Source organism: Salinisphaera orenii subsp. orenii MK-B5 (assembly GCF_003788635.1).
Lineage (GTDB): Bacteria > Pseudomonadota > Gammaproteobacteria > Nevskiales > Salinisphaeraceae > Salinisphaera > Salinisphaera orenii.
The window spans coordinates 1-19,958 of record NZ_AYKH01000003.1 but is presented as its reverse complement, the minus strand read 5'-3'; the positions used below and the strand labels follow the sequence as shown (position 1 = coordinate 19,958).

Here is a 19,958-nt window from a genome sequence, read left to right as displayed (position 1 = left end):
CACGCGGCTCGGATGAACAATCTACTGAGAGGTCATACCTAGATGCCCCTAGATCGGCCGGACCGCCTGACGGGCGAGCAGCCGGCCGAAAGAGCGCGGCGAGTGGAGCGCATCCGCGCTGTCGCGATACCAGCAGGCGCCGGCCTCGATGAGATCCGACCATTCCTCCGGGTCGGCGATCGGCCCCAGCAGTACGGGGCGGTCGAGCCCGGCCATGACGTCGCGCCAGGATACCTGCGCGCCGTCGACATCGTCCGCATCGAGACACAGCAGATCGCACTGATCGGCGATATCCGCCTCTGGCGAGTCGAGCGTCAGCGCGCGCCGCACCGGCAGCCCTGAAGACGACGCTTTGGCGTCCTCGGGGGCGACGCGCAGAATCAGGTCGTCCGGGTCGCGGTCGGTCCGACGCAGGGCCTCGCGCCAGATCGATTCCGCGTCGGCGAAGGCCAGCAGCGCGCTGGGCACCTGCAGCAGGATGGGCACGGTCGCCAGTTCCAGCGTGCGCCAGTTGCCGTGCAGCAGGGAAAAGCGGCGGGCGATCCACTGTGTGAAGGCGCGCAGCGCATTCTCGTGCTCGGCCAGCTGCGTCAGCGTCGCCGGATCCACCAGATGTGCCTCACCCGAGCGCCAGGCGAGCATGGCCTGCGCAGCGGCCAGACGGCGCTGCGGCCCGCTGCCCTGCCAGACCGGGTAGAGCTTCAGGTCGAGTGTATCGTCGCCCAGCTGCGGCACGGCATCGAGCGAGGGCGCGTGCAGGCTGCCCTCCGGCGCATATGCCGCGCCGGGCACCGGCGCTGTCATCGACGACCCGGCCGAGGACGAAGCGGGCTGCAAGGCCGGCACCGCAGGCGATCCCAGATCGGATTCGGCTGGCGGCGCCTCTGTCGATGCAGGCCGGCCGGCGTCCGACGTCGGAGATATCCATGCGTCGGCGGCTGCCGGTGACCCGGTCGACGGCGCGGGGTGCGCCAGCGCGTCCTCCGACTGCTCGGCGCCTGCCGCTGCGGACAACCCCGAGGGCGCGCCGGTGCGCCCGCTGTCGCCGACGAGCGTGTCGTACGACTGTCGGGGCTTGGCGGCGATCGGCGCGAAATCGTTGGCGGTCTCGCGCCGACGCGAGATCAGCCGCGACAGCGGCGCCCTTGCGGATCGTCCCCTGTCCGCCCCTGCCGTTGAGGCGATCGCGGCCCCGCTGGGCCGGCTCGCGGATGCGTCGGCGGTCCGGCGACGGGATGTATCACGGCCGAACAGGCCGAAGAGGAAACCGATCACGCCAAGCGCGGCCAACCCGGCCCACATGAAGAAGCCGGCGCCGGCACGCCCTACGACGTGCAGCCAGCCGACCCCGTAGCGAGCGTCACCGACACGGCGCTCATCGCGCATCACGGCGCGATTGTCCTCGGCGGCGCCCACACGATAGAGCCAGCCGCGCCAGGCGCGCGCCAGGTCGGTGGGCAGCCAACCGAACGTATCGCCCAGATGGCCGCGCGAGACCAGCGTCACATTATCGGCGTTGCGCAGGGTGAGATAGTCGATGTGCAGATCGTCGCCGCCGACCAGCGCTTCCACCGCCACGATCAGGCGATCGGAGATGCGCCGCTGCTCGATCAACGGTGCGGTGGCCTGCGCGATGGCCCGTTCGGCGTCGTGCAGCGCCCCGCTTCGGGCCTCGATGAGGACACCGGCGGCCCGCATGCCGGCCCAGCCGGCCAGCAGAAGGCCGACCACCGCCAGTCCGTAGCGCAGGGCGCGCGCGTTCGCGCTCATCCACGAATCTCCGCAACCATCCGCAGGGACCCGTGCCCACGCCCACCGGAGACGCTAGCCATGCCGGCGCTAACCACCATTGTCGGACGGCACCAAACCGTCGCGCACGGTGGCGCGACATCGTTCGCCTCGGCATCGGCATCGCCGAACTGCCAATGGATGTCTCGCCCGGCACAGAGGTCGTTATCTCTCCGGTCATGCATTGCCGAGATCAATTGCCAAGCCGATGTCCGGCGTTGGACAACTCGGCGACTTTCGTTCGCCGCTGCGGCGATCATCACTAGTCTCTTTTGCATCCGGCTGGAACCGCCCCTGATCGACGACAGGGGCCGCATGGGCATCGACGCGGGATGCGCGCCCCGCCGCACGATCTCGGCCAGCGCGCCTGGAGCTGCGGCACCGGATCGACCATTCATCAGTGCCGACCGGGGCATTGCGCGTGGATTCCGCCGTGCATGGATGACGACCCGGCCGAGCCAGCGGGCGGCCCGGCGTACGTTACCCGCATCGGGCATACCGAAGCGTTCCGCGGTTGTCTCGGACCACATAAGCGGATGCCGATAACAAGCGTGTTGTCCCGCGGGCTGGCCGACACGCGTGACGCCGATGAAACCGACATCGCATTGATGGCTTTCGCGGATTCGATCCCGGGGCGGCCAACACGACGCACGACCCGATGGATCTCATAGCCCGCGCCTTGATAAAGAAGACTGGCCGTGCACACAGGCGGCCGCGAACGGAACGCAAACGCCATTCGACGTTCTTCTCGAAACCGCTGGCAGCCAGCGTTTTTCGCAGGCTCGGATATTCCGAAGCCGTCGCATTGATTATCGAGAATGGATTGATGCACTCGCACCTTCGACAAACGATAGGGCATCACCGAAAACTCTCTGATCCTGCAGCCTATTTCCACTCACCGACTCCCAAGACCACAGCGATCTCCATGCCCACGACACGCCACACGCTTATCACGCGACATCACAGGGCCACTGCCTCGCCGCGAACGGCCTTCGGCGGCCATCGGACGGCGCGGAATCTCCGACCTGAAGGCCAGCGTTGTTCCGAGGGATCACGACCAATAGTTGACTGGGTTCAGCTTTCCAGTCCCGATTTCGTTATCGACCGAGCGCGACCATCCTGAACAGTTGATTGAACGCCGTACCGGATTCATTGAGACCAAGAACGCCAACGCCATGGCCATGCACGGATAGGCGCCGGGCCACCGGCTACGGGTGCTGCCTCTCGCGCAAGTGCTCGGGGACCGGGCGGCGGTGTGACAACGCGCGCACAACCGGTTTGGCGCCATCCGCTACGTCGCCACCTGTGCCGGCGTACCGCGTTGAGCCGAGAGACCGCCCGAGACGATTAGCCCGGGACCGCGGCGCTACACACCCTGTTTCGACCGCTGTTCTTGGCATCGTAAAGGGCCGCGTCAGCCTCGTGCAGAAGGGCGTCGACGGTGGCGGACGGGCTGCGGGGACTTACCGCAATGCCCACGGAGACGGTGATGCCGAAGCGCTCGCCGGCATCGTTGGCGAACTCAAGGTCGGCCAGCTCACGGCGCAGGCGCTCGGCGACATCCCGGGCGGCGGGCGCACCAGTGGCGGGCAGCACGAGCACGAATTCCTCGCCGCCGTAGCGCCCGAACGTATCGATGTCACGGATGCGGCTCTCGACGTGATGCGCGCAGCGACGCAGAACCTCATCCGCCACGAGATGGCCGTGACGGTCGTTGACCTGCTTGAACAGATCGAGGTCCATGAGACAGACCGAGAACACCGCATCGCCGCGGGCGGCGCGCGACACCTCCCTGCGCAGGACATCGACGAGGTGATGGCGGTTGTAGACACCGGTGAGTTCGTCGTGCACGGCCATGTCGGCAATCCGGGTCAGGGCCTCGCCGAGTTCACGGTTCTTGCGGCGTAGCACGTCTCCCAATTCGCTGACGAAGCCGCCGATCAGGCCGAGCTGGACCATGAGCGCGGCCAAGGCGATGAGCATAATCCACTCGTCGGGATCCTGCAGCAGTTCGGGCTGGTGCCAGGCAAGCACGGCGAACAGCGCGCAGTAAGCCACAAAATAGACCGCCGTAACACCCAGAAAGCGGCGCATGCCGAAGTCCAGCAGGCCGTAGAACAATGGCACGATGACGGTGAGCAGCATGGCCGCCCGGGCTTCATGGGATCCGACGTGATACATGAGATACAGCCCGGGCGGCAGCGGTGCCATGACCTGGGCGGTGGTCAACCCGGGCTCGGCGAAACGCAGGTTCGCCCCGGTTCGGAACACAACGTAGAAAGCCACCAACAGTGCAGTAACAGTCAGTAGATAGTTCAGCAGTGGCGTCCAGCCGAGCTCGCCTGCCATCGCCGCGGCGAAGGCGATCGAGGCGGGCATGGAGTAGGAGGCGCCGGCCATGCCAAGGCGCCGCATACGGTTGGCCTGATGCCGTCGAACTCGGTCTTCGGGGGCTTCATGCGCAGTGTCTGTCATAACGCATCACCGGCCATGGATAAAAATGGACTGTACGCTCCGTTGGCGCGCGTCTCGAAAGCGCGTGGCGGCCGCCAATCGGGGCGAAACGCTATCGCACCGTCCTCGTGCCTCGCAACCATCGGCCCAACACGGGCGACCCCGACTAAACCGTGGCGATCGCAGTCATGCACCGACCATGCCGCGGGCGTCACATGGCCGATCGACGTTACACTACGGCCATGCGCACTTATGCAATCGGCGATATTCACGGCGCCGCGGAACCGCTCGAACGGCTGCTGGACCGGCTCGATGCGGATCACAACGACGTCCGGCTGTGGTTTGTGGGCGACCTGGTCAACCGCGGCCCGGATTCGGCGGAGGTGATCCGCCGGGTACGCGGGCTGGGCGAGCGCGCGATCACGATTCTGGGCAACCACGACCTGAGCCTTCTGACACTGGCCCAGAAAGACGATGCGACGGACCGGGCCAACGCTTCGCTGCAGGGCCTGCTGCAAGCGGCTGACCGCGATGTGCTGCTCGACTGGCTGCGGCATCGGCCGCTGATGCATCGGGACGCCACGCTCGACTGGACCATGGTCCACGCTGGGCTCCCGGCCGAGTGGTCGGTGGCCGAGGCCCAGACCGAGGCACGGGCGCTGGAAGCCGCGCTTCAGGGGCCCGATCATCTGGCCTTCCTCGACGCGTTGTTCGGCAACACGCCGGCCCGCTGGGCGCCGGACCTCGCCGGTATCGAGCGCCTGCGCTATACCGCGAACGCACTGACGCGCCAGCGCTTCGTCCATCCGGACGGACGGTTGGAGATGGACTACAAGAAGACGCTGGCCGATGCCCCGCCGGCGCTGATCCCCTGGTTCGCGATGCCGGAGCGCGCCAGCGCGCGGCAGCGCATCGTCTTCGGGCACTGGTCGGCGCTGGAGCATGTAGCCTGGCCGGAACACAACGTCTGGGGCATCGACACCGGCGCCGCCTGGGGCGGGCAACTCAGCGCCCTGCGCCTGGACACGCCCGAGCCGGAACTGATCCAGGTCGAAGCCGCCAGCGCGAGCGCCTAGGTGTGCCACCTTCACGCACCGACGCCTTCGATCGTCCGCGGGCCGGCCTCGCGGCTGGTCGCGGCGCCTCGCACCGGCGCGGCCTCTGAGCCGGCTGCGCGGTCACGGCCGCCGCCATAACCCACTCGACGGTAGCTACCCGTTGGGCGCCACCCGCACACCGAGTTCTCTGCGCGCCCGACGATACCGCGGGCCGCGGCGCAGCCCAAAGCCGGGCCGCCCCATCGCCGCGCGCGCAGGGCGCCCCAGCGCGTCTCTCTAAGCTTCACACCAACGCCCGTCGGCGACGGCCGCGCGCGCGGGCCGCATCCCCGTCGGTCGATCGTCTAATGCGCGTGTTCGCCACGCTCGATCAGCCCCGATGAGGCTTCGCGCGAGCCACAGCGGCAGGCGTACCGCTGGCCCCTGATTGCGATTCACCGCGACGGTCTTCTCGTCCGAGCCGGGTCGCCGCGACCGCTTCGTACTACGCGCGGCCGCGCCCAGGCCGATACAGCCGGGGCGGCCGAACCTGCGTTTTCCGACCGAACCGGCCGCCATCGCGCCGCAACTCCGCGGCGCCGCCGAGTTGCGGACCGCGCGGGGCCCCAACGGTTCGAGCCCGATGAAAAATCGCGCCCACGAAAAAGCCGGTACCCATCCGGGCACCGGCTTCGTGGCTGACGCGCCGCGCGTTCGTGACGCGCCTACGCCGCCTCGTCCTCGTCGTCCTCATCGGCCATGGGCCGATCGACCAGCTCGACATACGCCATCGGCGCACAGTCGCCCGGGCGATAGCCGCACTTCAGGATCCGCAGATAGCCGCCGGGCCGCTGCGCATAGCGCTCGCCCAACACGCCGAAGAGCTTGCCGACCGCTTCCTTGTCCCGCAGGCGCGAGAACGCCAGCCGGCGATTGGCGACGCTGTCGGTCTTGCCGAGCGTGATCAGGGGCTCGGCGACGCGCCGCAGCTCCTTGGCCTTGGGCAGCGTCGTGCGGATCAGCTCCTGCTTGATCAGCGAAGCCGACATGTTCTTCATCATGGCGGCGCGGTGCGAGGACTCGCGCCCGAGATTGGTACCGCTCTTGCGATGACGCATAGCTGAAATTCCCTGTGTCTGGCTGGAAAGGCCTAGGCTTTTTCCAGTTCGGCCGGCGGCCAGTTCTCGACCGTCATGCCCAGTTTGAGTCCGTGCTCGGCCAGCACTTCGCTGATCTCGGTCAGCGACTTCTTGCCGAGATTCGGCGTACGCATGAGCTCGGTCTCCGTACGCTGCACGAGATCGCCCACGTAGTGGATGTCCTCGGCCTTGAGGCAGTTCGTCGAGCGCACGGTCAGCTCGAGATCCTCGATCGGCTTGAGCAGCGCCGGGTCGACCTGACCCGAATCGCCCTTACGACCGGCCTCCTCGCGGGCCTCGAGATCCACGAACACCGACAGCTGGTCGTAGAGCGTGGCGGCGGCGGTACGGACCGCATCCTCCGGCTCGACGCTGCCGTTGGTCTCGATGTCGAGCACCAGCTTGTCGAGGTCGGTGCGCTGTTCGACACGCGCCCGCTCGACCGCGTAGCTCACCCGACGAATGGGGCTGAACGAGGCATCCAGACGCAGTGCGCCGACTTCGACGCCGCCGCCTTCCTCGTCGTTGGCCTCTTCGTTGCCCTGGGCCGGCTGATAACCGCGACCGCGGCGCACCTTCATGCTCATCCGCAGCTCGCCGCTGGTCAGATGCGCGATGACGAGGTCCGGGTTCACAATCTCGACGTCGTGATCGGTGGTGATGTCGCCCGCCGTCACGACGCCTTCGCCACTCTTGTGGAGATGAAGCTCGGCCTCTTCCCGCGAGTGCATGCGCACCGCCACGTTCTTGAGGTTGAGCAGCACGTCGATGACGTCCTCCTGCATGCCCTCGACCGTGGTGTACTCGTGCAGCACGCCGTCGATCGTGACCTCGGTGATGGCCGCGCCCGGGATCGACGACAGCAGGATCCGCCGCATCGCATTGCCGAGGGTGTGGCCGTAACCGCGCTCAAGCGGCTCGAGGGCGATCTTCGCGCGCCGCTCGCTCGGCCGCTCGACCTCGACCAGGCGTGGTTTCAGCAATTCACTGGACTGCATATTGCAAATACCTCTGGCTGTCCGCGACAGCGACTTTTACTTCGAGTACAGCTCGACGACCAGATTCTCGTTGATGTCGGGCAGCACCTGATCGCGGTCCGGAATCGACTTGTAGGTGCCCTTGAGCCCCTTCTCGTCGACTTCAACCCATTCGGCGAGCCCGATCTGCGAGGCCACCTGGATGGCGTCGAGGATGCGCGTCTGGTTCTTCGCCTTGTTGCGGATCGCCACCACATCGCCCGGGCCCACCTGGTAGGAGGGCACGTTGACGGGGTAGTCGTTGACCGCGACCGCCTTGTGGTTCACCAGCTGGCGCGCCTCGGCGCGCGTGGCGGCGAAACCCATGCGGTAGACCACGTTGTCGAGGCGCGACTCCAGCAGCTGCAGCAACAACACACCCGTGGCGCCCTTCTGCGACGCCGCCTTCTTGTAGTAATTGCGGAACTGGTTCTCCAGCACGCCGTACATATGCCGCAACTTCTGCTTCTCGCGCAGCTGCAGGGCATAGTCCGACAGACGCTGGCGGCGCTGGGCCCCCTGGGCGCCCGGCGGCGTGTCGATCTTGCACTTGCCTTCCAGCGAGCGTCCGCGCCCTTTGAGCAGCAGGTCAGTACCTGCGCGGCGCGACAGCTTGCATTTGGGACCGGTATATTTAGCCATTCCTGATCTACCTGTTGGCTGGCAACGCGATTAAACGCGGCGCTTCTTCGGCGGCCGGCAGCCGTTATGCGGGATCGGGGTCACGTCGATGATGCTGCTGACCTTGAACCCGGCACCGTTGAGCGAACGAACCGCCGCCTCACGACCGGGGCCCGGGCCCTTCACCCGTACCTCGAGATTCTTGACGCCGTACTGGCCCGCACCCTCGCCGGCGCGCTCGGCCGCGACCTGCGCGGCGAACGGCGTGCTCTTGCGCGAGCCCTTGAATCCGCACGTTCCCGAAGTGCACCACGAGAGCACGTTGCCTTGACGATCGGCGATCGTGATGATGGTGTTGTTGAACGTCGCATACACGAAGGCGATGCCATCGGTGACGTTGCGACGCGCACGCGCCTTGCGCGTACGAGTGTTGGAACTGGACGTGCCTGTCGCCATAGAGCGTTACCTGTAAATTCCCGAGCCGAAGCGAAATTAACGGCGGATGGGTCGACGCGGACCCTTGCGCGTCCGCGAATTGGTCTTGGTGCGCTGGCCCCGGACGGGCAGCCCGCGCCGATGACGCAGCCCGCGGTAGCAGCCGAGGTCCATCAGCCGCTTGATGTTCATGGACACCTCGCGCCGAAGATCGCCCTCGATCGTGTATTCCTGAACCTGCGCCCGAAGCGACTCGACCTCACCCTCGGTGAGATCCTTGACCTTCGTATCGACCGCGACATTCGCGGATTCGCAGATCTGGCGAGCACGCGTGTGCCCGACACCATAGAGCGACGTGAGCGCCACGGCCGCATGTTTGTTGATCGGGAGGTTGACTCCAGCGATTCGCGCCATTCGATTGATCTCCCAGCTACCGGGGACGAGAACGTGTTCCGTGCGCCATCTTGCGCCTAGCGACTCCGGAAAAGCCCGCCAATATAGCCTCTTTATTCAGTGTTTACAAGCCCCGCCGTTCAACCCTGGCGCTGCTTGTGCCGTGGGTCCGTCGAGCAGATCACCATGACCGCACCGTTGCGGCGGATGACCTTGCAGTTACGGCAGATTTTCTTGACCGAAGCTCTGACTTTCATGTCCTACCTCTGACATTGCGCGGCCGCCTCGCGGCCGGCGTTTCATTCCTGGAGAACAACCCGTCCGCGAAGGCTACCGAAGCACGCCGGCGCGGCCCTGGGACTTGAGATTGTTCTTCTTCATCAACCCGTCGTACTGATGCGACATCAGATGGGCCTGCAACTGGGCCATGAAGTCCATGACCACGACCACGATGATCAACAGCGACGTGCCGCCGAAATAGAACGGCACGTTGTACTGCAGGATCAGCAGTTCCGGCAGCAGGCAGACCAACGTGACATAGACCGCACCGGCCACCGTGAGGCGGGTCAGTACCGTGTCGATGTAGTTGGCCGTCTGAATGCCCGGGCGCACACCCGGAATGAAGGCACCCGACTTCTTGAGATTCTCCGCTGTCTCCCGCGAATCGAAGACGAGCGCGGTATAGAAGAAGCAGAAGAAGATGATCATCGTCGAGTAGAACAGCACATACAGCGGCTGTCCCGGCGCGATCGCATTGGACACCCAATTCGCGATCGTTCCGCCCTCACCCAGGAACCGCACGATCGTCGCCGGGAACAGTATGATGCTCGAGGCGAAGATCGGCGGAATCACGCCGGCCATGTTCAGCTTCAACGGCAGGTGCTGGGTCTGCGCGGCGTACATGCGTCGCCCGCGCTGGCGCTGGGCATGATGCACCGGAATCCGTCGCTGCGCGCGCTCCACGAAGACAACGAAGCCGAGCACCGCCAGTGCGCCGACGAACAGCGCGATCACGAAGAAGATACTGAGCTCGCCGGTACGCACCAGGTCCAGCGTGCCGCCGATCGCCGATGGCAGGCCGGAGACGATGGCGGCGAAGATCAGCATCGAAATGCCGTTGCCGATGCCGCGCTCGGTCACCTGTTCGCCGAGCCACATCAGGAACAACGCGCCCGTGGTCAGGCAGACCGCGGTCGTGAATATGAACGCATATTCGCTGATCCCGGACTGGGCGATCCCCTGGTTCCACAGCGCCACGCCGGTGCCGATCGACTGGAACAATGCCAGCCCGACCGTGCCGTAACGCGTGTATTGCGTGATCTTGCGGCGCCCGGCCTCGCCTTCCTTCTTGAGCTCTTTCAGGCTCGGAATCGTTGCCGTCATCAGCTGCATGATGATCGACGCGGAGATATACGGCATGACACCGAGCGCGAAGATCGACAGGCGCTTGAGCGCGCCACCGGTGAACATCACGCCGACATCGAGAATCGTGCCGGACTGGTTCTCGAACAGCTGCGCGAGCTGCGCCGGGTCGATGCCCGGCACCGGGATGAACGTACCGATACGGAAGACGACGAGCGCCCCGACGAGAAACAGCAGTCGTTGCCGGATCTCCGTCAGGTTGCCTGCATCGGGTAGCTTCCCGCCGCCACCGGCCGCCTGATTGTTGGGGCGCTTTGCCATGATTTACTCGGCTACGCTGCCGCCGGCCGACTCGATCGCCTTGGCGGCTCCCGCCGTCGCGGCCACGCCCTTGAGCGTGATCGCCTTGTTCAGAGCACCCGTGGCGATAACCTTGGCCCGATGCGCGTCACGCGGGACCACACCGGCGGTCTTGAGTGCCGCGAGGTCCACCTCGCCGTCGAGCCGGTTGAGGCTGTCGAGGCGGACCTCGGCGGGGCCGTCCATCGGGCTGCGGAAGCCGCGCTTGGGCACGCGCCGCTGCAGCGGCATCTGGCCGCCCTCGAAACCGGCGTTGATGCTGCCGCCGGTACGCGCCTTCTGGCCCTTATGGCCGCGGCCCGCGGTCTTGCCGAGCCCGGAACCCGGGCCGCGGCCGACGCGCTTGGCCGACTGCCGGGCGCCTTCGCCCGGCTGGAGATCGTTGAGCTTCATGCCTAGGCCTCCTCGATCGCGAGCATGTCGGCGACCTTGTTGATCATGCCGCGGTTCTCCGGCGTGTCCGCCACCGTCACCTCGTGGTGCATGCGGCGCAGCCCCAGGCCGCGCACGCAGTCCCGATGGCGCTTGACGCGCCCGATGGTGCTCTTCACGAGCTTGATCCTGATCTGATTGCTGGCCATCACGCGCTCCTTAAGCCGTAATCTCTTCGACAGTCTTGCCGCGCTTGGCCGCGATGAACTCCGGATCGTGCAGGTCGCGCAGGCCGTTGATGGTGGCGCGCACGATGTTGATCGGGTTGCGCGAGCCGTAGCTCTTGACCAGCACGTTCTGCACGCCGGCAACCTCGAAGACCGCGCGTGCGCCGCCGCCGGCGATCACACCGGTACCCTCGGAGGCCGGGCGCATGATCACCTTGGTGGCACCGTGATGGCCGTTGATCGCGTGCTGCAGCGTCGAGCCGTCCTTGATCTGAACGCGGATCATGTTCTTGCGCGCGGCGTCCATGGCCTTGGCGATGGCCAGCGGCACTTCCCGCGCCTTGCCATAGCCGAAACCGACGCGGCCTTCACCGTCGCCGACCACGGTCAGCGCCGTGAAGCCGAACTGCCGGCCGCCCTTCACCACCTTCGCCACGCGATTGACGGTGATCAGCTTCTCGAGCAGGTCGCCTTCGGTGCGTTGTTCGTTACGTGTTGCCATTGGAAAATCCTGCTTAGAACTTCAGGCCGCCTTCACGCGCGGCATCCGCCAGCGCCTTCACCCGGCCGTGATACGCGAAACCGGAGCGGTCGAACGCCACCGATTCCACACCGGCCGCCTTCGCCCGCTCGGCGATCGTGCGCCCAACCAGCCGTGCGGCGTCACAGTTGCCCGTGGTGCCGCACTCCTCGCGCAGCGCCTTCTCGTTGGTCGAGGCGCACACGAGGGTCTGCGACCCGTCCGGAGCGAACAGCTGCGCATAGATATGCTGCGGCGTGCGATGCACCGACAGCCGATGAACGCCGAGGTTGCGCATGTGCATGCGCGCGCGGCGGGCACGGCGCAAACGCGAGATCGTCTTGTTGTGCATGACCTTGACTTACCGTTTGATGCGTGTGACGACGCGCTATTTCTTCTTCGCGTCCTTGCGGACGACGCGCTCGTCGGAATATCGGATGCCCTTGCCCTTGTAAGGCTCGGGCGGACGATAGTTCCGAATCTCCGCGGCGACCTGACCGACGACCTGCTTGTCGGCCCCGGTGATGATGACTTCCGTCGGCGAAGGCGTCTGCACGCTCACGCTCTCGGGCATCTGGTGCGCCACCGGATGCGACAGCCCGAGCGCCAGGTTGAGCGTGTTGCCCTGCGCCTGCGCGCGATAGCCGACGCCGACCAGTTCGAGGCGACGTTCGAAGCCCTCGCTCACGCCGTGGACCATATTGGCCACGATCGCGCGGACCGTGCCGGCCATCGCCAGGTTGACCTGACGGCCGCTGGGACGCGCCCGCGCCTGACCCTCTTCGACATCGAGATCGACGCCGGGCGGCAGCGTGAACAGGAGCTCGCCGTTCTTGCCCTTCACCTTGACCTCGCGGCCGGAGACGTTGCACTCCACACCGCTGGGCAGGGCGACGGGCGCTTTTGCTACTCGAGACATAATTGCGCTTCCTCGCGTTACCGCCGACCTACGACACCGTGCAGAGCAATTCGCCGCCGTGACCGGCTTCGCGCGCGGCCCGATCGGTCATCACGCCCTGCGACGTCGATACGATGCAGATGCCGAGACCGCCGACGACAGAGGGAATGTCCCCCTTGCTGCGGTACACCCGCAGGCCCGGTTTCGACACGCGCTCGATGTTTTCGATCACGCCGTGGCCCTGGAAATACTTGAGCCGGATCTTCAGGCGCGGCTTGCCGTCGAGCTCACCAGTCTCGTAACCGGCGATATAGCCCTCGGACTCGAGCACGCCGGCAATCGCCAGCTTCAGCTTCGACGAGGGCATCTCGACACTTTCCTTGTCTGCCGACTGCCCGTTACGGATACGGGTCAGCATGTCGGCAATGGGGTCAGTCATACTCATGCGTACCGATACCTATTCTGTGGCCTACCAGGAGGACAGGACGAGGCCGGGGACCTCGCCACGCATCGCGGCTTCGCGCAACTTGTTGCGCGACAACCCGAACTTGCGATAGACGCCCCGCGGGCGCCCGGTGGCGCGGCAGCGCCGCGTGACCCGCGTGGGACTCGCATCGCGCGGCAGCGCCTGAAGTTCCTGAGCCGCCGCGAAACGCTCTTCCGGCGTGGCCTCGGGATCGTTGATACGGGCCTTGATCGCTTCGCGCTTCGCGGCGTATTTCGCCACGATCTTTTCGCGCTTGCGGTCGCGGGCAATCATGCTTTTCTTCGCCATAGTTATCTCCGGGCCGAGCCTACTTCCGAAACGGGAAGTTGAAGCCGTCGAGCAGCGCTCGCCCTTCTTCGTCGTTTCGCGCGGACGTGGTGATGATGATGTCCATCCCGCGCAGCTTATCCACCTGGTCGTAGTCGACCTCGGGGAACACGATCTGCTCGCGCACACCCAGGCTGTAGTTGCCGCGACCGTCGAACGCCCGCGGATTGAGCCCGCGGAAATCGCGGATCCGCGGCAGTGCCACGTTGACCAGACGATCGAGGAACTCGTACATCCGCGTGCGCCGAAGCGTGACCTTGCAGCCGATCGGCCAGCCCTCGCGAATCTTGAACCCGGCGACCGACTTGCGTGCCCGGGTCATGATCGGCTGCTGGCCGGTGATCGTCGCCATGTCGGCCATCGCCGCCTCGATCACCTTGCGGTCGGATACCGCCTCGCCCACACCCATGTTGAGCGTGATCTTGGTGACCTGCGGCGCCGCCATCGGGCTGCTGTAGCCGAACCTTTTGATCAGGTCCGGCAGGATCTGGTCGGCATACACCGTTTTCAAGCGTGCCGGTTGTTCCATTGCCTGTTCCATGACGTTTGCCTACGCGTCCACGACTTCGCCGGACGATTTGAAGATGCGGACCTTGCGCCGATCCGATCCTTCGCCCAGCCATTTGAAACCGACCCGGTCGCCCTTGTCGGCGTCGGGGTTGTACAACATCACGTTCGAGACATGGAGCGGCATTTCCCGCTCCTCGATGCCGCCCTGGATGCCCTGGTTGGGGTCGGGACGGACATGCTTCTTGGCGATGTTGATGCCTTCGACGACGAGCTTGTCATCCAGGATACGGTTCACGGTGCCGCGACGGCCCCGATCCTTGCCCGAGATGACGACGACCTCGTCGCCGGTGCGAATCTTGTTGGAGCTCATAGAACCTCCGGCGCCAGCGAGATGATGCGCATGAAGCGGGCACGCAGCTCTCGCGTCACCGGACCGAAGATGCGCGTGCCGACGGGCTGGTCCGCATCATTGAGCAGCACCGCCGCATTCTTGTCGAAACGGATGAGCGAGCCGTCGACGCGACGCACGCCGTGCCGGGTGCGCACCACGACGGCGTTCATCACGTCGCCCTTCTTGACTCGACCGCGCGGAATCGCGTCCTTGACGGTGACCTTGATGATGTCACCGACGCGCGCATACCGGCGATGCGAGCCGCCCAGCACCTTGATGCACTGGACCCGGCGGGCGCCGCTGTTGTCAGCCGCATTGAGTACCGATTCTGTCTGGATCATGGCTTTGGTTTATCCCGCGGTATCGAATTCGCCGGCCTTCTCGACCACACGCCACAGCGCCCACGCCTTGCCGCGCGACTCCGGGCGACCCTCGACGATCTCCACGAGATCGCCGACCTGACACGTGTTCTCCGGATCGTGCGCTTTCAGGCGCGTGCTGCGCCGCATGTACTTGCCGTACAGCGGATGCTGCATCCGGCGCTCGATGTAGACGACGATCGTCTTGTCCATCGCGGCGCTGACGACCTTGCCGGCCACCACGCGACTGCGCGTCTGCTGCCCGGTCTTGCCATCCACCGCTTCGTTGTTCTCGCTCATGTCTTTCAACCCTGGTTGCGCGTTTCGCGCAGCACTGTCTTGATGCGCGCGATATCACGACGAATGGCGCCGAACTGATGCGTACCGGACAGCTGACCGGTCGCCTGCTGCATGCGCAGGTTGAACTGCTCACGACGCAGGGCCAGCAGCTCCTTATGCAGATCTTCCGGCGATTTCTCGCGCAGCTCTTTCGCTTTCATGACGACCTCTACAGGATCTTGCGTTCGACGAACGCAGTCTTGACGGGCAGCTTGGACGCGGCCAGCCGGAAGGCCTCCTGCGCCACCTCGCGGCTCACGCCTTCCATTTCGTACAACATCGAACCGGGCTGGACCTTGGCCACCCAGAACTCGACGTTGCCCTTGCCCTTGCCCATGCGGACCTCGATCGGCTTCTTTGTCACCGGCTTGTCCGGAAACACGCGGATCCAGGTCTTGCCGCCGCGGCGGATGTGGCGGGTCATCGCGCGACGACCGGCCTCGATCTGGCGCGCCGTGAGCCGCCCGCGGGTCACGGCCTTTAGGCCGTACTCACCGAAACTGACTTCGTTGCCGCGCTGGGCCAGGCCACGGTTGCGACCTTTCTGGACCTTGCGGAACTTGACTCGCTTGGGTTGCAACATGACTGATTACCCCGCTGCCGCGCCGCTTTCCGCGGGCGTTTCCTCGATCTTGGGATCGGCGTCGAACACTTCGCCCTTGAAGATCCACACCTTGACGCCGAGCACGCCGTAGGTGGTCTTGGCTTCCGCCAGGCCGTAGTCGATGTCCGCTCGCAGCGTGTGAAGCGGCACGCGGCCTTCGCGATACCACTCCGTGCGCGCGATCTCGGCGCCGTTGAGCCGTCCGGCCACGTTCACACGGATGCCGCCGGCGCCCAGGCGCATGGCGTTGCCGACCGCGCGCTTCATGGCACGCCGGAACATGATCCGACGTTCCAGCTGCTGCGCGATGTTCTGCGCGACGAGCAGCGCGTCCAGCTCGGGGCGACGAATCTCCTCGACCGACAGATGCACCGGCACGCCCATGCGCTCGGAGACCTCCATGCGCAGCTTGTCGATGTCCTCGCCCTTCTTGCCGATCACGATGCCCGGCCGCGCCGTGTGGAGCGTGATCCGCGCGGAACGGGCCGGACGATCGATCTGGATGCGGCTCACCGACGCGTGCGCCAGGCGCTCACGGATGAAATCCCGAATCTCGAGATCGGTATTGAGGGCGTCGCGATAGCCGGCACTCTCGGCGTACCAGCGCGAGCTCCACTCCGACGTGATCCCCAGCCGGAAGCCGATCGGATGTACTTTATGACCCATATCTAGTTCCGCTTGTTCTGCCGATTACTTGTCGGCGACACGAATCGTGATGTGACTCGTGCGCTTGAAAATCCGGTCCGCCCGGCCACGCGCCCGCGGTTTCATCCGCTTCATCGTCGGCCCTTCGTCGACCATCAGAGTCGAGATCCGGAGCTCGTCGATGTCCGCACCCTCGTTGTGCTCGGCGTTGGCCACGGCCGACTCGAGGACCTTGCGCATGATCTGCGCGGCCTTCTTGGTCGAGAACTGCAGAATCTCGAGCGCACGCTCGACCGGCATGCCCCGGACCTCGTCCGCGATCAGGCGCGCCTTCTGCGGCGAAATGCGCGCGAAGCGCAGTTTGGCGATCGATTCCATGACTAGTGTCCTCGCCTTAGCTCTTGCGGTCGCCGAGATGGCCCTTGAACGTACGCGTGGGCGCAAACTCACCGAGCTTGTGACCCACCATGTTTTCGGACACAAACACCGGCACGTGCTGACGGCCGTTGTGCACGGCGATCGTCAGACCGATCATGTCCGGCGTGACCATCGAGCGCCGCGACCAGGTCTTGATCGGACGCTTGGTCGTGCTGCCCGAAGCCGCCTCGACCTTCTTGGCCAGGTGCAGGTCCACGAAAGGACCCTTCTTGATAGAACGTGGCATAGCTGTTCCCGTGCCTGTTGACGCGGCTTACCGCTTCTTCCGTTTGACGCTGCGACGAACAATCATGCCGTCGGTGCGCTTGTTCGCACGCGTCTTGAAACCCTTCGTCTTCCAGCCCCAGGGACTGGTCGGATGGCGACCGCCACTGGTGCGACCCTCACCACCGCCGTGCGGGTGGTCGATCGGGTTCATGGCTACGCCACGCACCGTCGGCCGGCGGCCGCGCCAGCGCTTCGCGCCGGCCTTGCCGAGCTGGCGGAGGCTGTGCTCGTAGTTGCCGACCTCGCCCACCGTCGCCTTGCAGTTCACGTGCACGCGACGGGTCTCGCCCGACTTGAGCCGCAGCACCGCGTATTCCCCGGCGCGCGCGGCCAGCTGCACGGTGGCGCCGGCACTGCGCGCCAGCTGGGCACCCTTGCCCGGCCGCATCTCGACGCAGTGGATCGTGGTGCCCACCGGGATGCTGGCCAGCGGCATGGCGTTGCCCGGGCGGATCGGCGACTGCGGACCCGACATAATCGGCGTGCCGGCGTCGACACCGCGCGGCGCGATGATGTAACGACGCTCACCATCGGCGTACAGCACCAGCGCGATGTTCGCGCTGCGGTTCGGGTCATACTCCAAGCGCTCGACACGGCCGGGCACACCGTCCTTGTCGCGCTTGAAATCGATCAGCCGATAGTGCTGGCGATGGCCGCCGCCGCGATGCCGGACCGTGATCCGACCGTTGTTGTTCCGGCCGCCCTGCTTGTGCTTCTTGACGGTAAGCGCGTCGTGCGGCTTGCCGTTGTACAGCGCCTTGTTCTTGACGCTGACGACGAAGCGACGGCCTGCAGAGGTCGGATTGGCTTTCTTGAGTGCCATAACTGTTCTCGCTCTGTGCTCTGACGCCTAGCCGGCGGCGCCGTCGAGAAAATCGAGATCCTCGCCTTCGGCCAGCGTCACATAGGCCTTCTTCCAGCCCGACTGCATGCCAGGCCGACCCCGGAATCGCTTCTGCTTAGCGTGAACGTTCAGCGTCGTGACCTTGGTGACCTTGACGTCGAACAGCTGCGACACCGCTTTGGCGATCTCCGGCTTGCTCGCGTTTCTGGCGACCTCGAACACGACCTGATTGTGCGCTTCGCCCACCACGCTGCTCTTCTCGGAGACGTGCGGCGCGCGCAGGACCTGAAAAATTCGTTCCTGATTCATGCCAGCCAACCTTCAAGCGCACGCAGCGCTTCCTCTGTGATCAGCACCTTCTCGGCCCCGACGAGCACGACGGGGTCGACCCCGCCCGATTCGACCACGTCGAAACCCGGGATGTTGTTCGCCGAGTAGCCGACCTTGTCGTCCACCTCGGCCATGACCAGCAGTCCGCGCGCCTCGCAGCCCTGATCCGAGAGCGCCTTGATCAGCGCCTTGGTGCTGTGCGCCTCGAGCGACGGAGCCTCGACTACGGTGAGACGATCCTGGCGCAGAAGCTCCGAGACGATCGCACGCATACCGGCGCGATACATCTTGCGATTGACCTTCTGTGCGTGATTTCGCGGCACGGCCGCGAACGTCACGCCACCCCCGGCCCACAGCGGGCTGCGGATGGTGCCGGCACGGGCCCGGCCCGTGCCCTTCTGACGCCACGGCTTCTTGCCGCCGCCCCGCACCGCCGCGCGATTCTTCTGCGCCTTGGTGCCGGCACGCGCACCGGCGAGATGCGCGGTGACGATCTGGTGCACGAGATCGCGGTTGAAGGGCCGGCCGAACACGTCGTCCGACACCGATACCGATTTCCCGCCTGTCGCTAGATTCAATTCCATGACTTTCAGTGCCTATCCGAAATGTCGCGCCTACCCGGCCTTCTTGACCGCGGGCGACACGACCACGTCGCCGCCCTTGGCGCCCGGAACCCCGCCCTGGATCAGGAGCAGGTTGCGTTCCGCATCCACACGTACGACCTTGAGGTTCTGCACCGTGGTCCGGGCGTTGCCGAGCTGGCCCGCCATTTTCTTGCCTTTGAACACATGACCCGGCGACTGGTTCTGACCGATGGCACCCGGCGCGCGATGCGCCTTCGAGTTGCCGTGGCTGTTGCGCTGCGAGCGGAAATTGTGCCGCTTGATTACACCGCCATAGCCTTTACCGATCGACTGACCGACCACGTCCACGACCTGACCTTCGGCGAACAGCGACACCGTCAGCTCACCGCCGACCTCGATGTCCGTCTGCTCCGCCTCGGCGGCCTCGTCTTCGTCCTGATTGCCGGCGGGCGCTGCCAGCGGCACCGTCGGCCAATCACCTTCCACGCGGAACTCCCAGAGTCCGCGGCCGGCATCGACGCCGGCTTTCTTGAAATGCCCTGCGGCCGGCCGGGTCACGCGAGAAGCGCGCCGCGTCCCGGTCGTCACCTGCACGGCACGATAGCCGTCGGTGTCGACATCTTTTTTCTGGACGACGCGGTTCGGCTCGACCTCGACGACCGTGACAGGCACGGACACGCCGTTGTCGTCGAACACGCGCGTCATGCCGCGCTTGCGACCTACCAATCCAATAGCCATGTATGAAACACCTTCTCGCTTATCGCCACTCGCTAGAGGGGGCGACAGTTCAAGTATGGTTGTGTCCAGCGAACAAGGCCCGCGGAGCGCGGGCCTTGTCGACCAGGGGCGCGGACTATAACAGACCGAACCCGATTTGTAACGTCTTTTTTACTGAAGCTTGATCTGGACGTCGACGCCCGCCGCCAGATCCAGCTTCATGAGCGCATCGACCGTCTTCTCGGTCGGCTCCACGATATCCATCATCCGCTTGTGCGTCCGGATCTCGTACTGATCCCGCGCGTCCTTGTTGACGTGCGGCGAGATCAGGATCGTGTAGCGCTCCTTGCGCGTGGGGAGCGGAATCGGACCGTGCACCTGGGCACCGGTCCGCTTCGCGGTCTCCACGATCTCACGTGCCGACTTGTCGATCAAACGATGATCGAACGCCTTGAGCCGGATCCGAATGTTCTGACTGGCTGCCATGATCTTAT

Annotated in this window: 31 protein-coding genes; 1 reads left to right on the top strand and 30 read right to left on the bottom strand. The window is 65.5% G+C overall.

Translation table 11 applies throughout. The features are described 5' to 3' along the window. Positions 1 to 48: 48 nt before the first annotated feature. Both SAOR_RS02585 and SAOR_RS02580 read right to left on the bottom strand, forming a co-directional pair. On the bottom strand, positions 49 to 1,770 hold the full coding sequence (locus tag SAOR_RS02585) for an EAL domain-containing protein (RefSeq protein WP_123630085.1): 1,722 nt from the start codon (positions 1,768 to 1,770) through the stop codon (positions 49 to 51). A gap of 1,365 nt (positions 1,771 to 3,135) precedes the next feature. After that, complete coding sequence (locus SAOR_RS02580; RefSeq protein WP_185015524.1) at positions 3,136 to 4,188, bottom strand: GGDEF domain-containing protein; 1,053 nt, start codon at positions 4,186 to 4,188, stop codon at positions 3,136 to 3,138. A gap of 296 nt (positions 4,189 to 4,484) precedes the next feature. Here SAOR_RS02580 and SAOR_RS02575 point away from each other — a divergent pair, with 296 nt between their 5' ends. Further along, positions 4,485 to 5,318, top strand: coding sequence for a symmetrical bis(5'-nucleosyl)-tetraphosphatase (locus SAOR_RS02575; protein ID WP_123630083.1), 834 nt, complete (start codon positions 4,485 to 4,487; stop codon positions 5,316 to 5,318). 686 nt (positions 5,319 to 6,004) lie between these two features. On the opposite strand, the gene rplQ is transcribed toward SAOR_RS02575, so the two are convergent. The 28 genes from rplQ to rpsJ all read right to left on the bottom strand — a co-directional run bounded on the left by rplQ (position 6,005) and on the right by rpsJ (position 19,950). Then, positions 6,005 to 6,397, bottom strand: coding sequence for a 50S ribosomal protein L17 (gene rplQ, locus SAOR_RS02570; RefSeq protein WP_123591798.1), 393 nt, complete (start codon positions 6,395 to 6,397; stop codon positions 6,005 to 6,007). A 32-nt stretch (positions 6,398 to 6,429) separates the two neighbouring features. Further along, entirely contained in the window at positions 6,430 to 7,416 is a 987-nt protein-coding gene (locus SAOR_RS02565) for a DNA-directed RNA polymerase subunit alpha (protein WP_123630082.1), read from the bottom strand. Positions 7,417 to 7,452: 36 nt separating this feature from the next. After that, positions 7,453 to 8,076, bottom strand: coding sequence for a 30S ribosomal protein S4 (gene rpsD, locus SAOR_RS02560; RefSeq protein WP_123630081.1), 624 nt, complete (start codon positions 8,074 to 8,076; stop codon positions 7,453 to 7,455). A 30-nt stretch (positions 8,077 to 8,106) separates the two neighbouring features. After that, positions 8,107 to 8,511 (bottom strand): 30S ribosomal protein S11, encoded by a 405-nt coding sequence (rpsK, locus tag SAOR_RS02555; protein WP_123591801.1) that lies wholly within the window; start codon positions 8,509 to 8,511, stop codon positions 8,107 to 8,109. Between the two features lie 36 nt (positions 8,512 to 8,547). Continuing rightward, positions 8,548 to 8,904: a 30S ribosomal protein S13 gene (gene rpsM / locus SAOR_RS02550; RefSeq protein WP_123591802.1), complete on the bottom strand. Its 357-nt coding sequence runs from the start codon at positions 8,902 to 8,904 to the stop codon at positions 8,548 to 8,550. 119 nt (positions 8,905 to 9,023) lie between these two features. After that, positions 9,024 to 9,140 carry a 50S ribosomal protein L36 gene (gene rpmJ / locus SAOR_RS02545; protein WP_006913650.1) on the bottom strand — a complete coding sequence of 39 codons (117 nt, stop codon included), beginning with the start codon at positions 9,138 to 9,140 and terminating at the stop codon, positions 9,024 to 9,026. A 73-nt stretch (positions 9,141 to 9,213) separates the two neighbouring features. Then, complete coding sequence (gene secY / locus SAOR_RS02540; protein WP_123591803.1) at positions 9,214 to 10,566, bottom strand: preprotein translocase subunit SecY; 1,353 nt, start codon at positions 10,564 to 10,566, stop codon at positions 9,214 to 9,216. Between the two features lie 3 nt (positions 10,567 to 10,569). Then, positions 10,570 to 10,998 (bottom strand): 50S ribosomal protein L15, encoded by a 429-nt coding sequence (rplO, locus tag SAOR_RS02535; RefSeq protein ID WP_123630080.1) that lies wholly within the window; start codon positions 10,996 to 10,998, stop codon positions 10,570 to 10,572. Positions 10,999 to 11,000: 2 nt separating this feature from the next. Beyond that, positions 11,001 to 11,186, bottom strand: coding sequence for a 50S ribosomal protein L30 (gene rpmD / locus SAOR_RS02530; RefSeq protein WP_123591805.1), 186 nt, complete (start codon positions 11,184 to 11,186; stop codon positions 11,001 to 11,003). A 10-nt stretch (positions 11,187 to 11,196) separates the two neighbouring features. After that, positions 11,197 to 11,706 carry a 30S ribosomal protein S5 gene (gene rpsE / locus SAOR_RS02525; RefSeq protein WP_123591806.1) on the bottom strand — a complete coding sequence of 170 codons (510 nt, stop codon included), beginning with the start codon at positions 11,704 to 11,706 and terminating at the stop codon, positions 11,197 to 11,199. 13 nt (positions 11,707 to 11,719) lie between these two features. Continuing rightward, positions 11,720 to 12,076 (bottom strand): 50S ribosomal protein L18, encoded by a 357-nt coding sequence (gene rplR, locus SAOR_RS02520; RefSeq protein ID WP_123591807.1) that lies wholly within the window; start codon positions 12,074 to 12,076, stop codon positions 11,720 to 11,722. A 36-nt stretch (positions 12,077 to 12,112) separates the two neighbouring features. Then, positions 12,113 to 12,643 (bottom strand): 50S ribosomal protein L6, encoded by a 531-nt coding sequence (gene rplF / locus SAOR_RS02515; protein WP_123630079.1) that lies wholly within the window; start codon positions 12,641 to 12,643, stop codon positions 12,113 to 12,115. A gap of 28 nt (positions 12,644 to 12,671) precedes the next feature. Next, positions 12,672 to 13,067, bottom strand: a complete 396-nt coding sequence (gene rpsH / locus SAOR_RS02510) for a 30S ribosomal protein S8 (protein ID WP_123630078.1) — start codon at positions 13,065 to 13,067, stop codon at positions 12,672 to 12,674. Positions 13,068 to 13,091: 24 nt separating this feature from the next. After that, positions 13,092 to 13,397 carry a 30S ribosomal protein S14 gene (rpsN, locus tag SAOR_RS02505; protein ID WP_123630077.1) on the bottom strand — a complete coding sequence of 102 codons (306 nt, stop codon included), beginning with the start codon at positions 13,395 to 13,397 and terminating at the stop codon, positions 13,092 to 13,094. 19 nt (positions 13,398 to 13,416) lie between these two features. Next, positions 13,417 to 13,977: a 50S ribosomal protein L5 gene (gene rplE, locus SAOR_RS02500; protein ID WP_342782270.1), complete on the bottom strand. Its 561-nt coding sequence runs from the start codon at positions 13,975 to 13,977 to the stop codon at positions 13,417 to 13,419. Between the two features lie 9 nt (positions 13,978 to 13,986). Then, entirely contained in the window at positions 13,987 to 14,316 is a 330-nt protein-coding gene (rplX, locus tag SAOR_RS02495; RefSeq protein WP_123591811.1) for a 50S ribosomal protein L24, read from the bottom strand. Next, entirely contained in the window at positions 14,313 to 14,678 is a 366-nt protein-coding gene (gene rplN, locus SAOR_RS02490; protein ID WP_123591812.1) for a 50S ribosomal protein L14, read from the bottom strand. The genes rplX and rplN overlap by 4 nt, the downstream gene beginning before the upstream one ends. Before the next feature lie 9 nt (positions 14,679 to 14,687). Continuing rightward, positions 14,688 to 14,996 (bottom strand): 30S ribosomal protein S17, encoded by a 309-nt coding sequence (rpsQ, locus tag SAOR_RS02485; protein ID WP_123630076.1) that lies wholly within the window; start codon positions 14,994 to 14,996, stop codon positions 14,688 to 14,690. Positions 14,997 to 15,001: 5 nt separating this feature from the next. After that, positions 15,002 to 15,196 carry a 50S ribosomal protein L29 gene (gene rpmC / locus SAOR_RS02480; RefSeq protein WP_123591814.1) on the bottom strand — a complete coding sequence of 65 codons (195 nt, stop codon included), beginning with the start codon at positions 15,194 to 15,196 and terminating at the stop codon, positions 15,002 to 15,004. A gap of 8 nt (positions 15,197 to 15,204) precedes the next feature. Then, entirely contained in the window at positions 15,205 to 15,618 is a 414-nt protein-coding gene (rplP, locus tag SAOR_RS02475) for a 50S ribosomal protein L16 (protein ID WP_123591815.1), read from the bottom strand. A gap of 6 nt (positions 15,619 to 15,624) precedes the next feature. Then, entirely contained in the window at positions 15,625 to 16,305 is a 681-nt protein-coding gene (gene rpsC / locus SAOR_RS02470; RefSeq protein ID WP_123591816.1) for a 30S ribosomal protein S3, read from the bottom strand. 24 nt (positions 16,306 to 16,329) lie between these two features. Then, positions 16,330 to 16,662 (bottom strand): 50S ribosomal protein L22, encoded by a 333-nt coding sequence (rplV, locus tag SAOR_RS02465; protein WP_123591817.1) that lies wholly within the window; start codon positions 16,660 to 16,662, stop codon positions 16,330 to 16,332. A 16-nt stretch (positions 16,663 to 16,678) separates the two neighbouring features. Beyond that, entirely contained in the window at positions 16,679 to 16,948 is a 270-nt protein-coding gene (rpsS, locus tag SAOR_RS02460; RefSeq protein WP_123591818.1) for a 30S ribosomal protein S19, read from the bottom strand. Positions 16,949 to 16,975: 27 nt separating this feature from the next. Further along, positions 16,976 to 17,812 (bottom strand): 50S ribosomal protein L2, encoded by an 837-nt coding sequence (gene rplB, locus SAOR_RS02455; RefSeq protein WP_123591819.1) that lies wholly within the window; start codon positions 17,810 to 17,812, stop codon positions 16,976 to 16,978. 27 nt (positions 17,813 to 17,839) lie between these two features. After that, positions 17,840 to 18,142 carry a 50S ribosomal protein L23 gene (gene rplW / locus SAOR_RS02450; protein WP_123630075.1) on the bottom strand — a complete coding sequence of 101 codons (303 nt, stop codon included), beginning with the start codon at positions 18,140 to 18,142 and terminating at the stop codon, positions 17,840 to 17,842. Continuing rightward, positions 18,139 to 18,747: a 50S ribosomal protein L4 gene (gene rplD, locus SAOR_RS02445; protein WP_123591821.1), complete on the bottom strand. Its 609-nt coding sequence runs from the start codon at positions 18,745 to 18,747 to the stop codon at positions 18,139 to 18,141. The genes rplW and rplD overlap by 4 nt, the downstream gene beginning before the upstream one ends. Before the next feature lie 30 nt (positions 18,748 to 18,777). Continuing rightward, complete coding sequence (gene rplC / locus SAOR_RS02440; RefSeq protein ID WP_123591822.1) at positions 18,778 to 19,485, bottom strand: 50S ribosomal protein L3; 708 nt, start codon at positions 19,483 to 19,485, stop codon at positions 18,778 to 18,780. Positions 19,486 to 19,635: 150 nt separating this feature from the next. Beyond that, a complete protein-coding gene (rpsJ, locus tag SAOR_RS02435) occupies positions 19,636 to 19,950 on the bottom strand; it encodes a 30S ribosomal protein S10 (RefSeq protein WP_006913628.1) in 315 nt (104 codons plus the stop codon). Between the last annotated feature and the right edge of the window lie 8 nt (positions 19,951 to 19,958).

Excerpts from the sequence above, each read along its gene's own strand:
- rplD (WP_123591821.1), bottom strand. The coding sequence starts at position 18,747 with ATGGAATTGAATCTAGCGACAGGCGGGAAATCGGTATCGGTGTCGGAC.
- rpsH (WP_123630078.1), bottom strand. The coding sequence starts at position 13,067 with ATGAGTATGACTGACCCCATTGCCGACATGCTGACCCGTATCCGTAAC.
- rplC (WP_123591822.1), bottom strand. The coding sequence starts at position 19,485 with ATGGCTATTGGATTGGTAGGTCGCAAGCGCGGCATGACGCGCGTGTTC.
- rpsQ (WP_123630076.1), bottom strand. The coding sequence starts at position 14,996 with ATGAGCGAGAACAACGAAGCGGTGGATGGCAAGACCGGGCAGCAGACG.
- rplV (WP_123591817.1), bottom strand. The coding sequence starts at position 16,662 with ATGGAATCGATCGCCAAACTGCGCTTCGCGCGCATTTCGCCGCAGAAG.
- rpsM (WP_123591802.1), bottom strand. The coding sequence starts at position 8,904 with ATGGCGCGAATCGCTGGAGTCAACCTCCCGATCAACAAACATGCGGCC.
- SAOR_RS02585 (WP_123630085.1), bottom strand. The coding sequence starts at position 1,770 with ATGAGCGCGAACGCGCGCGCCCTGCGCTACGGACTGGCGGTGGTCGGC.
- secY (WP_123591803.1), bottom strand. The coding sequence starts at position 10,566 with ATGGCAAAGCGCCCCAACAATCAGGCGGCCGGTGGCGGCGGGAAGCTA.
- rpsJ (WP_006913628.1), bottom strand. The coding sequence starts at position 19,950 with ATGGCAGCCAGTCAGAACATTCGGATCCGGCTCAAGGCGTTCGATCAT.
- rplQ (WP_123591798.1), bottom strand. The coding sequence starts at position 6,397 with ATGCGTCATCGCAAGAGCGGTACCAATCTCGGGCGCGAGTCCTCGCAC.
- rpmJ (WP_006913650.1), bottom strand. The coding sequence starts at position 9,140 with ATGAAAGTCAGAGCTTCGGTCAAGAAAATCTGCCGTAACTGCAAGGTC.
- rpmC (WP_123591814.1), bottom strand. The coding sequence starts at position 15,196 with ATGAAAGCGAAAGAGCTGCGCGAGAAATCGCCGGAAGATCTGCATAAG.
- SAOR_RS02575 (WP_123630083.1), top strand. The coding sequence starts at position 4,485 with ATGCGCACTTATGCAATCGGCGATATTCACGGCGCCGCGGAACCGCTC.
- rplP (WP_123591815.1), bottom strand. The coding sequence starts at position 15,618 with ATGTTGCAACCCAAGCGAGTCAAGTTCCGCAAGGTCCAGAAAGGTCGC.
- SAOR_RS02565 (WP_123630082.1), bottom strand. The coding sequence starts at position 7,416 with ATGCAGTCCAGTGAATTGCTGAAACCACGCCTGGTCGAGGTCGAGCGG.
- rplF (WP_123630079.1), bottom strand. The coding sequence starts at position 12,643 with ATGTCTCGAGTAGCAAAAGCGCCCGTCGCCCTGCCCAGCGGTGTGGAG.
- rpmD (WP_123591805.1), bottom strand. The coding sequence starts at position 11,186 with ATGGCCAGCAATCAGATCAGGATCAAGCTCGTGAAGAGCACCATCGGG.
- rplW (WP_123630075.1), bottom strand. The coding sequence starts at position 18,142 with ATGAATCAGGAACGAATTTTTCAGGTCCTGCGCGCGCCGCACGTCTCC.
- rpsN (WP_123630077.1), bottom strand. The coding sequence starts at position 13,397 with ATGGCGAAGAAAAGCATGATTGCCCGCGACCGCAAGCGCGAAAAGATC.
- rplE (WP_342782270.1), bottom strand. The coding sequence starts at position 13,977 with ATGGAACAGGCAATGGAACAACCGGCACGCTTGAAAACGGTGTATGCC.
- rpsS (WP_123591818.1), bottom strand. The coding sequence starts at position 16,948 with ATGCCACGTTCTATCAAGAAGGGTCCTTTCGTGGACCTGCACCTGGCC.
- rplX (WP_123591811.1), bottom strand. The coding sequence starts at position 14,316 with ATGAGCTCCAACAAGATTCGCACCGGCGACGAGGTCGTCGTCATCTCG.
- rplO (WP_123630080.1), bottom strand. The coding sequence starts at position 10,998 with ATGAAGCTCAACGATCTCCAGCCGGGCGAAGGCGCCCGGCAGTCGGCC.
- rpsC (WP_123591816.1), bottom strand. The coding sequence starts at position 16,305 with ATGGGTCATAAAGTACATCCGATCGGCTTCCGGCTGGGGATCACGTCG.
- rpsK (WP_123591801.1), bottom strand. The coding sequence starts at position 8,511 with ATGGCGACAGGCACGTCCAGTTCCAACACTCGTACGCGCAAGGCGCGT.
- rplB (WP_123591819.1), bottom strand. The coding sequence starts at position 17,812 with ATGGCACTCAAGAAAGCCAATCCGACCTCTGCAGGCCGTCGCTTCGTC.
- rpsE (WP_123591806.1), bottom strand. The coding sequence starts at position 11,706 with ATGGCAACACGTAACGAACAACGCACCGAAGGCGACCTGCTCGAGAAG.
- rplR (WP_123591807.1), bottom strand. The coding sequence starts at position 12,076 with ATGCACAACAAGACGATCTCGCGTTTGCGCCGTGCCCGCCGCGCGCGC.
- rpsD (WP_123630081.1), bottom strand. The coding sequence starts at position 8,076 with ATGGCTAAATATACCGGTCCCAAATGCAAGCTGTCGCGCCGCGCAGGT.
- SAOR_RS02580 (WP_185015524.1), bottom strand. The coding sequence starts at position 4,188 with ATGGCCGGCGCCTCCTACTCCATGCCCGCCTCGATCGCCTTCGCCGCG.
- rplN (WP_123591812.1), bottom strand. The coding sequence starts at position 14,678 with ATGATCCAGACAGAATCGGTACTCAATGCGGCTGACAACAGCGGCGCC.